Genomic DNA, 10,465 nt, shown 5'->3' on the forward strand with positions numbered 1-10,465 from the left:
CTGATGTCCCTGTCCCTGCCGGCCATCCTCGTCCTCGGCCTCGCCGGAGCCCTGTGCGTGGCCATTCTCGTGTGGGGCCTACACCTGCTAACCGCCAAAGCCCAGGTCGCCGCAGATCTCACCTCCTCCGGCCAGAAGAAGGCAGAGAACAACGATGAGATCTTCATCCTTCACCGCATCACCCAGCGTCTCGGCAGCCCGCTACAGCCGGTGATCAAGTCCCGGCTCACTCCTCGGCAACTGGATCGACTAGCCCAGCGAATCGAGACGGCCGGCCGCCCGGAAGGTCTCACCGTAGACCGGTATCTGGCGCGCAAAGGCGGCGAGACCATGCTCTACGGCGGGCTGGCACTCGTGCTGCTCTTCCGCGACTACACCATTTTTGCCCTCCTGCTGCTCGGTTTCACGTTCATGACCGAGCTAATGCTCATGTCAGAGCGCAATAAGCGCCAGGAGCAGATTCAGAAACAGCTGCCGGACTTCCTGGACGTGCTCGCAGTAACCGTGGGGGCCGGCTTGTCGTTCAGGCAGGCACTGGCTCGGGTCTGCGAATCGATGCCAGGCCTACTCGCCGACGAGTTCCGCAACGCCCTGCACCAGATGGACCTGGGAACCGGACGAAGGGAAGCGTTCAAGGCGTTGCGTCAGCGAAACAACAACGAGTCTCTCGGCCGATTCGTCACTGCACTGCAGCAGGCCGAAGAACTGGGCGCACCACTGGCCGACGCGTTGGTTACCATCAGCAACGACGTGCGCAGAGATGACGCTCAGTTCCTACGCCGTAAGGCACAGAAGGTCGCCCCCAGGGTTACCGGCGTCACCGCGGCCACCATGCTTCCGGGGCTTCTATTGGTAATCGGTGGCGGGATGTTCTTGGGGCTTGAAATCGACTTCAGCATGTTCAGCGAGGGATGAGGACTGATGCCTGCGGTGGTACCCGCTACGCTGCCTCGCCTGGCCTCTCTGGCGAGGCTCCTCCTCCAACTCCGGATGCTCCTCTGCGCCATGGCGCTCCTGCTCATCCCCTCCGATCGCATCGCGATCGGAACCATCGTGATGATCACCGCACTGGCACTGCTCTCCGGCCTGGTCGCTCGCCACTGGGGGCGTTTCGTCCCCTATCTGCGTTCGCACCCACTTATCGCGACCTTGGACATCTTCGCGACAGGGGCCGTACTGGTACTCGACGGCCCCTCCGGGGCGGCTTTCATCACGACGGTGATCTCATCGGCGATCGCGGGGATTCTCTTCGGTGAGCGTGCAGTCATCCTCGTCGTGGCCTTGCAGATATTCACCTACGCGTGCGCCTTGCTCGGCTATACAGCTCTGTACGGCCCCTACACTCCCGTCGAAGTCCAGACTTTCCAAGTGCTATTGGTCCACCCCGCCCTCTATCCCGTAGCCGGATACCTGGGACTGAAGGTGCGTGCAATGCTGGCAGAGCTGGCGTCCGAACAGGCCGCACGACGGGATGCCGAGCTGGCGGCCGCAGCGGCGGAGGAAAGAGAGAGACTTGCCCGAGACATGCACGACTCGGTGGCCAAGACCCTGCGTGGTGCCGCCATGGCGGCGCAGTCTCTTCCGATGTGGGTAAAGAAGAACCCGGAGCGGGCCGCTACTGTCGCAGAACAGATCGCCGAAGCTGCCGACGCCGCCACACTTCAGGCCCGTGAACTCATCTCCGGCCTCCGAGAGAAGGACCTCAAAGGTAGTACGGGCCCCTTTATTGAGGTGGTCAGTGCAGTAGTCGCTGACTGGGGACGCAACAGCGGCGTCGAGGTCGCTGTCCGCCAGAACGCTCTCCCTGACCTCGAGGGCGAGGCACAAAGCGAGGCGCTGGCGATCGTCAAGGAAGCCCTGACCAACGTGGAGCGCCATGCGCAGGCCAGTCGCGTGGAGGTGATCGTGGGCGAGGAGGGCCCCGACTGCGCCGTAACCATCACCGACAACGGTCGCGGATTCGCCACGCCCCCAGAAGAGCTCCTTCGGAACGAACGGGCCGGCAACGGGCACTACGGCCTGTTGGGCATGGTGGAGCGCGCTGAACGTGTTGGCGGGTCGCTGGCGTTCACCTGCCCGTATGAGGGCGGAACCCAGGTGCAGCTCCGCGTCCCCGGTTCAGTCGTCAGTCCCAGCCTGGATGCCCACCATCCTGTCTGACCCCGCCGCGGCTCTCCTCTCCCTGCTGATGCCGCCCCCTCGGTTCACCACATTCTCCGCGCGCGGGCAACCGGCAGCCCAGCGAACGCTTCCTACCCTGCATTACCCCGACAAGCCCCCACAGGAGCCCCCGTGACCTCCTCTTCCCCAGACACCGCAGTCCCAACACCGACCGTCACCGTCCTCGCCGTCGATGACAACGTGATCGTGCGTACCGGACTGGTATCCCTCCTGGAGGCACCCGGGGACGTCGCCGTGGTTGCAGAAGCCTCCAACGGCGCCGAAGCCTTGGAGTGCGCACGCCGACACCACCCTGACGTGGTCCTGCTCGACGTCCGGATGCCGGTAAAGGACGGGGTCAGCACGGTGGCAGAGCTCGCCGAACTGACCAAGGTCATCATGCTGACGCACACCGAAGACGCCGACATCATCCGCGCCGCGCTGCGCAAGGGCGCCTCCGGCTACCTGGTCCATGGCCATTTCAGTGCTGAGGAACTGCGACGAGCGCTGATCGAGGTCGCGACAGGATCAGGCACGCCCCTATCCCCCGTCGCCGCTACTGCGGCCCTGGAAGCGATCCGTACCGGACCGACAGCGGCGGCACGAACGGACTCCCGCGCCCACCTGGGACTCACTGAGCGTGAGGAGGAGGTCCTGGAAGCCGTCTCCCGAGGTCTGAGCAACAAGGCCATCTCCCAGGAGCTGTTCCTCACCGAGAAGACCGTGAAGAACCACATCAACCGTATCTTTCGCAAGCTCCAAGTCACTACGCGGGCGGAGGCCATCGCCCGTTGGAACGGTGTCGCCGTGCCACCGACAGTCCATCCCTGATGGGCTTCCGTATGCTCTGACCTTGGGCCCAGCCCCAACGCCAATTTAGGCCCGTGGGCCCTATGCTCCCGACGAGCCGCTGCCGTAATTTTATGAGCGTCGCCAACGGCTTACGCCCCGCCGAGACACGGCGGAACTCAGAAGGGGATACTAATGACGAACCTCCGCACCAAGCTCGATGGTTTCATGGCCAAGCGCCGTGAGGGCAAGAAAGACAAGGGAGCCGGCTTCATCGAATACGGCGCCATCATTCTGCTTGTCGCCGCCATCGCCGCCGCGGTTTGGCAGTTCGACCTGGGTGCACGAGTGACCGGACTGTTCGAGAGCGGTATCCAGCAGGTCGAGGACACCACCGGCGCGGGCTCCGAAGAGACCCCCGAGTGTGACGAGGGCCAGGTTTGGAGCGAGGAAGAAGAGGCCTGCGTCGACGCATAACCCGCAGCTCAGACGGGACCTCGGCAGAAGGCGCAGGACCACGAGGGGGGCCGCAGCAGCGGCTCCCCTTCCCCCTATTCACCTCACGAATGTTTCGGTATGAAACTCATCCTGACGGAACGCTTTACCGATGAGCGGGGACAGGCAAGCCTGTACCTGCTCATCGGCTTGGCTATATCCCTCACTGCTCTCTCCGTTCTGTTCATTCGCCTTGGTCAGGCCAACGATATGCGGACGACTACTCAGTCCGCCGCCGACGCCGCCGCTCTGGCTGCCGCAGGCGACATCCAGGACCGAGTGGCCCGGACAATCGCCGACGGAAATCTTCCCTGGGGTGTGACTTGGAAGGCCGATACCGGAAAGGCCAAAGCGGAAAAATATGCCTCCGAGAACGATGCGACTGTCACTGATATTCGGGCCAGCGACAACGATCAGGGGCGCCTCGGAAATTTCGTGAGAGTCGAAGTCCGGGGCGATACCTGCCAGCGGGAGCTCCAAGACGACGAGAGTGTCAGCTGGAACTTTCGACAGTGCCCTGACAAAGAAGAGATTGAAAGGGCAGACAAGCGGGGAGAAACGATCCCCGTGACCACGGGGAACGCGGCCGCCATCGCCCGGGTCCAGGTTCCGGAGTGCAAGCAGGTTCCGGTATTCGACATCTTTGGCGTTCAGATCTTCAGCTACATCGCATGCCGCCCCTCCGAGAGCGGGGGCGGCTATCAGCGTATATGGACCTACGGCCAGGCCAAAGAAATGACCGACGTTGAACTCGTTGACCGCGAGGGCCAGTGGATTTACTCCGAGTTGACCGGTGGCCCGGGCAGCGGCCGGTACCCTTGCGACGCGGTCGGAGGCCAGAACATCACCCGACAGATGTGCGCGACGCACGAGGCGATCATGGACGAGTGGGGTTCTGTCTTCGAGCGGTACGGGGTGGGTTGCTACAGGTCTCAGGAAGACGGCGGCGAGCATCCCCGTGGACGCGCCTGTGACTACATGGTATCCGCCAACGGCAACCTTCCCTCTACCGAGCTCAAACGCGGTTCGGACGCCGCCGCTCAGTGGATGATCGATAACCATGAAGAGCTGGACATCTACTACATCATGTGGGACCACCACATCTGGAACCCGAACCGGGACTCGGTAGGACAGTGGGACGATGTCAAGCGCTGGGTACCCAACCGCGGTGGAAACACGGTCAACCACCTGGACCATATCCACGTATCGGTCAACTCGTGACCCCCTCGCTCCTTCCGTACTCCCGCCCTATCCAGGGGCACCGTGCTCCGCTAGCCTGTACATCGGTCCGTACGCCACAGCTTGAAAGGTGGACTCCATGATCAGGCAACGAGCGGATCGCGGTTTGAGGCGAAAAGCAACATGTGGTTTTGCTCTTTTGGCTGGCGCAGTTCTACTCTCGTCCTGCGTCTCCGGGAAAGATGATACATCTGGCAGCGCAGACGCTCCCGCCGGCGGGAGCGGTGCCGAGACAGAAGACTCTTCCCCGCTCGCATCATCGGTGACCACATCGACGAAACTCGCCGACAACCTCAACGTGGACGTCCTCTCACTCGACCGTCATAACGAGGACGTAGTCGTTCTCAGCATGCGTGCCACAAATAACGCGGAGAGCGAGATACGACTTTCCGACCTCTTTATGTACCCGCCACGCGCTGGGGGGCAGCGATACACTCCCAACGGAGTGTCCCTCATCGACACAAAGAACATGAAGCGACACCGACCCTTGGTCGAGAAGGGCCAGGAAGGGTGTCTGTGCAGCGACTGGCAAGGAGACATAGATCTTCAGTCCGGGGACAGTATCGATTTCTGGGTCGCCTTTCCCTCCCCTCCCGAGGATGTAACAGACATGGTCGTGAGCACGACCATCACCCCAGATTTTCCCAACATCCCTCTAAAAACTGCAGATAGTGCGGATGAGGAAATCACCGGTTCGCCCATTGAGGAGCCTCGGATCCTCGCCCTGTCCTCCCTTCAGGACGACCTTGACGGTTCATCTTCCCGGGAAGAAAGCGGCGACGAGACGTCGATCATGCTCTCGTCCGACGTCCTCTTCGAACTCAACGAGTCCGAGGTCACTTCAGAAGCAGCTAACGCCCTAGAGTCGGTCGCCTCTGAAATCGATAACGCATCGGGCAAGACGGTCCGGATCGACGGCTACACCGACAACTCGGGCAACGACTCCATCAACGTTCCCCTCTCAGAAGATCGGGCACTGGCGGTTGAAACCGAGTTGGAGGACCTGGTGACCCGCAGCGGTATCACATTTGAAACAGCTGGCCACGGATCAAACGACCCTGTCGCTACAAATGACACCGAAGAAGGTCGACAGAAGAATCGACGCGTCACCATTTCTTTTGAGAAATAGGGTGAATCATGACTCTCATTTCAAGAAAAGTCGTCCCCTCCTCAGCGATACTCGCCATGTCCAGTGGATTGATTTTCGGCATTCCTTCCTCATCGGCGGCAGACGATGAGGTCCCGGTCCTGGGGACCGCCAACGCCGAAAGCGATGATCTCGGCCAATCCACGATCGAGGTGAACGAGGCGACCCGCAGCACGGAAAGCGATTTCGTCACCATCACTTGGACATTCAGGAACAATACCGGAAAGGAGTACGACGCAAAAGACCTTGGGAATACACTCTACCCCTACAACGACTATAGCGTATCCGGGGTCACTGCACTCGACGAGAAGGCCAAAATTCGCTACCACCCGATACAAGACTCCGAAGAGTTTTGCCTATGTGCGGGTCAGTTCTATCCGCACGACTTTCGAGAGAAAATTCCAAATGGCGCTTCAGGGACGTACTGGACGTCGTACATGATCCCCAGCGAAACCAACGAAATCACTATTGAGGTTCCAGGGTTCGAATCACTTGAAGGTGTAACCATAGAATAGGCGCTTTACCACGGGAGCAACCAGGTAACTCACATGAAGCGAGACATCCTTGAACGGCTTTCCGGACACCAGGGCGACGATCGCGGCGGAGTTCAGTTCATCGAAGTGGGAGCCCTTTCGATTCTCGTTGCCACAATCTTCGCTTCCATGGCACAGGTTGACCCTGGGGGACGGTTCAACGACCTTGTGCGAGAAATGGTTTGTCTCGTTGAGGGCCCTGAGTGCGATGGAAAGACTTGGACAGAGGTAGACAGGCCCGATAAGCCGAAGGAATACTCATTCGGCTCCCCTTCGGGAGGGCGCGCCGGCGACAACGGCGCCAACAAGGAGATCGGCCAGAAGCTCGCAGCCGAGCGCGGCTTCACCGGTCGCCAGTGGGAGTGCCTTGAGACGCTGTGGAGCCATGAGAGCAGCTGGAACCACAAGGCCGTGAACCCGAGCAGCGGCGCCGCGGGGATTCCTCAGCTCCTGCCCAGTGTGCACAACGTCCCTCCGGGCTTCATGGACAGTCCGGAGATCCAGATCGAGTGGGGCCTCGACTACATCGAGGGCCGCTACAACACCCCCTGTGAGGCATGGGCGTTCTGGCAGAACCCCACGAACAGCCCCTCCGGGGCCAGCACCAACTGGTACTGACAGCTCCGTCGCGGCGCATACGGCGTGAGGCCGGGGACTCTTCCCGGCCTCACGTGTTTCATGCTCTCCCTCTTCTCGCCAGCGCGGGGCCGCCCAGCGGTGGGGCCAGGAACAGACTCCGGCGAATCGCAAGTGCTGGTCACCCTCATGGCGCAGGCCTGTTCAGCTGATGTCACCCATGGTTCGCTCCTGCACACGACCGGAAGCGGTCATCAGTTTTCCCACTGGTCAGAGGAGCATCGGGAGCCCCTTGGGTCCGACTTGGGCCCCTGGGCCCAAGCCTCCTGGGTGAACCTTCCGTAGCGTCGTCGGGACTGTTCGCGACAGCCCTTGCAACTACTGCTGTCCTGATGCAGCCCCGATGCCCACTCGCCAGGAGCCTCTACTCGTGCGCCCCCTCTCCCCGATCCCTCAAGGCCGCCCGCATCCTGCTGTTCATCCCGGCCAGCTGTCGCACTGCTGATCATCGGCAGACTGCCCATCAGCCACGTGAGTCCTGAAACCCTCGCCGTTCTCACCTGAGTCGCGGTGCCCGGGGGCATCGCCCTCACTCCGGCCCTCCTCATACCTCAGTGGCGGCGCCCCTACTGATCGCATTGGTGGTCTTCATGTCGCTCCTCTTGCTCACGGCGCTTGGCCGGATCGGTGCCGGCGTACCACGAGGGCTGATCAACCTCCTGTTCCCTACCGCGATACTGATCCTGATACTCCGCAAGTCGTCGCGGGAGTTCCTGTCCTCCCCACAGGCCTCACCTCGGCTCCCTACCCCGTCACAGGTGCCTTGGTGCTCCGTCGAATCCACGACTCTGAACGCGGTGCGAACCCTGTCGAGTATGCCGCCGTCATCCTCCTCGTCGCTGGGATTCTCAACGCCCCCAGAAAGGAAGAGGATATGGGAATTTCCCTATTTATCGAAGATCAGGTTCACAAGCGAAGATACATGGGAGGGGTGTCAGAGTTAGGCTTCAATCGCATATTCGAGCAGGCCGAAAATGGTACACTCATCTCCCACGTCCACCCCCACGCCGACACAATGTTCAATTCGAGTCAACTTCAACTCATATTAAGAGAACTGGATGACATTTCCACCAAGAACGCCGAATTTGAAACTGAAATAGAATCCTTCAGGGTTCTCGTTCGTGAAGTCATCAAAAACAGGGGGTATTTATGGTTCTCTGGAGATTGAAACAATACAGACGGTCAACTTTTCAACGTTCTGCACATAATCAGAGCTCAGCCAGAGAACCGCGACACCAGTACTTCACTGGAAAGAACTCCGATCTGACCGGATACGACAATAAGGCACACCAGGACTGCAAAGGAGCCCCTGGATACGTTCTCATAACCAAGACCTCGAAGAGCCCCACCGCCGTTCCAATGAACTCGAGGTGGGGATAGTGAACCAGGAGGAACTTGATTGGGAAAACGACCTTGTTCTCGACCTCGTACAGGCGCAACTGGGCCTCATTTCTTCGAATATTATCGCGGTCATGATCCGCGCCGACAAAAACAGGGCAGAATTAAAGTGCTGTTCTGGGTCCGTAAGAATGACCAGGACCTCGCAGAGGACATTGAAGATATAATTTTCGAACTTGAGATTCTGTGCGATGGGGACCCCATCGAAAGTATCGAAACCGAGGTCAACATCGGCCGCCCGGATCCCGCCGAACTGAGGCCCTACGGCCGAATGGTCTACCGAGCCAAAGACTGAGTCACAGGCGCACGGTCGGCGCCCACCACGCTCGCGCACGGAGCCTTCGGAGGTTCTACCACGACCAACGTGACGGAGCGCAGGAAGAGTTTCGACGAACGCGAGCACTGAACGCTCAATCGACACAGGGCAGCACTAACAGCCCCATGGACTCTAACGAACCTCCGCGCCCGCTATCCGAAAGAGAGAAAAGCGTCCTAGACACACTGCTTTCCGTCGACGCGGACTGGACTGACCCCTTTCGCAGGCAGATAAAGCATACAGAAGTGACACGATCATGGCGCCAAAATTCCCTGAGCGTCGACCTTCGCGTCACGAATGCGCCCGTGAGAGCAGAAATTCCGCCTGGCCCTGCCCTGATCGACGCCGAGATCACAGACCATGGAGCACAGATTGGGGAAATCATCCTCCGGACGACTCATGGATACCTCAGCGCCATTGAGTACGCGTGGTACACGGACGAAGCCCCCAGTGAACTTCCACACCCTTGTCAGATTCGGCTGACTACTCATGACAAATGATCACCGATCACGCACGGCGAGAATTTTGATCTGACCCGAACGAAGTCCAAGCGAAACGTTCATGGCATCGCTTGGCATGTGCGTTCTTCCTTGACCGGACGACTTCCCACGTACGGGGAGGGGCGTGCACCGCTACCGGCGCCTGGGATGGGTTCTGGGCCTGGGATTGGGCCCACGGGCCCTGGGCCAGCCGGATGTGAGGCGGTATCGTCTCGAGGCTGAATGTCATTGTCGTGCGTCCACGGCAGCCTCTCTCCCGCGAGGTTCCTGGACGTGACCACCACGGAAACCCGAACTCGGCCGGGTACCTGTTCAGATCCTCGGACCAGACCCCTCCGATGGCATCGCCCGGCTTGGTGAAAGCTGACCGACGTACTTCTCCCGGTCAGTGACGTCGTGTTCGGTCGTCGTTGAGGAGGGACTGCTCGGTGCGTTGGGTGTGGAGGGCGGAGGCCGGCGGATTCAAGGTCGAGTACGGCGCCTTGATCCTGCTGGTGGCGGTGATCGTGACCGCCGTCTTCGCGTTCGGCCTTCCCACCGATGTCCAGCGCTTCTACGCCTCGGCGATCTGCCAGGTCTCCGGTGACGACGATTGCGAGGAGCTCGAGGGCGGCACCGCCGACCCCGATGCGTCGGCGAGTCCGTCCCCTAATGGAACTGACGGAACCGACGGGGCGACGGCCGGCCCGAGCGCGAGCCCCAGTGCCTCCCCGGGAGCGGACGACGAGGACTGGGTCAACCCCGCCGACGCGCTCCTGGCCGAGTACGACCCTGTGGCGGCCGAGGAGTACGCGAACGCACAGTCGGATCTCGAGGAGGCGCAGAGCGACCTCGACGAGGCGGGATACGACGACGTCCGCGACGAGCTGCTGAACCTCGTCGGCGACATCATCGGCTACAACGACGCCCGGGACTGCATCACCAAGGGCGACATCATGGCCTGCCTCTGGACCGTGGTCGGCTTCACCCCTTGGGGCAAGGGGGCCAAGCTCGTCAAGAACTCCGCCAAGATCGTCAAGCTGTGGAACCGCTTCCGGAGGGCCAAGAAGGCCAAGGAGGCGGCCGAGGAGGCCTTGTCCACCGCTCAGGGCAAGCTCGACGACCTGGTCTCCAAGGTCACCTCGTCCTGCAAGCTCAGCAGCTTCCTGCCGTGCACCGAGGTCCTGATGGCCGACGGCACGACCAAGGCCATCTCGCTCGTCGAGGTGGGGGATCTGGTGATGGCGGCCGATCCGGTCACCGGAGAGCGGTC

The 10,465-nt window shown here is 60.9% G+C and carries 9 protein-coding genes and 1 pseudogene; all 10 read left to right on the forward strand.

All coding sequences use genetic code 11. The features are described 5' to 3' along the window. Positions 1 to 3 precede the first annotated feature (3 nt). A complete protein-coding gene (locus tag D450_RS0101330; protein WP_017536885.1) occupies positions 4 to 915 on the forward strand; it encodes a type II secretion system F family protein in 912 nt (303 codons plus the stop codon). A gap of 90 nt (positions 916 to 1,005) precedes the next feature. Beyond that, positions 1,006 to 2,160 carry a sensor histidine kinase gene (locus D450_RS0101335; RefSeq protein ID WP_241483012.1) on the forward strand — a complete coding sequence of 385 codons (1,155 nt, stop codon included), beginning with the start codon at positions 1,006 to 1,008 and terminating at the stop codon, positions 2,158 to 2,160. Positions 2,161 to 2,292: 132 nt separating this feature from the next. Further along, the gene (locus D450_RS0101340; RefSeq protein WP_017536887.1) at positions 2,293 to 2,991 is read left to right on the forward strand and encodes a response regulator; all 699 of its coding nucleotides are present in this window, start codon (positions 2,293 to 2,295) and stop codon (positions 2,989 to 2,991) included. A gap of 153 nt (positions 2,992 to 3,144) precedes the next feature. Then, on the forward strand, positions 3,145 to 3,426 hold the full coding sequence (locus D450_RS29155; RefSeq protein WP_017536888.1) for a hypothetical protein: 282 nt from the start codon (positions 3,145 to 3,147) through the stop codon (positions 3,424 to 3,426). A 99-nt stretch (positions 3,427 to 3,525) separates the two neighbouring features. Continuing rightward, on the forward strand, positions 3,526 to 4,665 hold the full coding sequence (locus tag D450_RS0101350) for a pilus assembly protein TadG-related protein (protein WP_017536889.1): 1,140 nt from the start codon (positions 3,526 to 3,528) through the stop codon (positions 4,663 to 4,665). Positions 4,666 to 4,762: 97 nt separating this feature from the next. After that, on the forward strand, positions 4,763 to 5,812 hold the full coding sequence (locus tag D450_RS32105; RefSeq protein WP_241483013.1) for an OmpA family protein: 1,050 nt from the start codon (positions 4,763 to 4,765) through the stop codon (positions 5,810 to 5,812). An 8-nt stretch (positions 5,813 to 5,820) separates the two neighbouring features. Further along, the gene (locus D450_RS33145; protein ID WP_152520772.1) at positions 5,821 to 6,345 is read left to right on the forward strand and encodes a hypothetical protein; all 525 of its coding nucleotides are present in this window, start codon (positions 5,821 to 5,823) and stop codon (positions 6,343 to 6,345) included. Between the two features lie 33 nt (positions 6,346 to 6,378). Beyond that, entirely contained in the window at positions 6,379 to 6,981 is a 603-nt protein-coding gene (locus D450_RS0101355; RefSeq protein ID WP_017536890.1) for an aggregation-promoting factor C-terminal-like domain-containing protein, read from the forward strand. A gap of 784 nt (positions 6,982 to 7,765) precedes the next feature. Then, positions 7,766 to 8,167 carry a hypothetical protein gene (locus D450_RS33860; protein WP_152520773.1) on the forward strand — a complete coding sequence of 134 codons (402 nt, stop codon included), beginning with the start codon at positions 7,766 to 7,768 and terminating at the stop codon, positions 8,165 to 8,167. Between the two features lie 1,474 nt (positions 8,168 to 9,641). Beyond that, a pseudogene (locus D450_RS0101370) lies at positions 9,642 to 10,465 on the forward strand (polymorphic toxin-type HINT domain-containing protein); the annotation flags it as partial.

Origin of the sequence: Nocardiopsis halophila DSM 44494, assembly GCF_000341245.1 — a bacterium.
In the GTDB taxonomy this organism is placed as follows: Bacteria; Actinomycetota; Actinomycetes; order Streptosporangiales; family Streptosporangiaceae; genus Nocardiopsis_A; species Nocardiopsis_A halophila.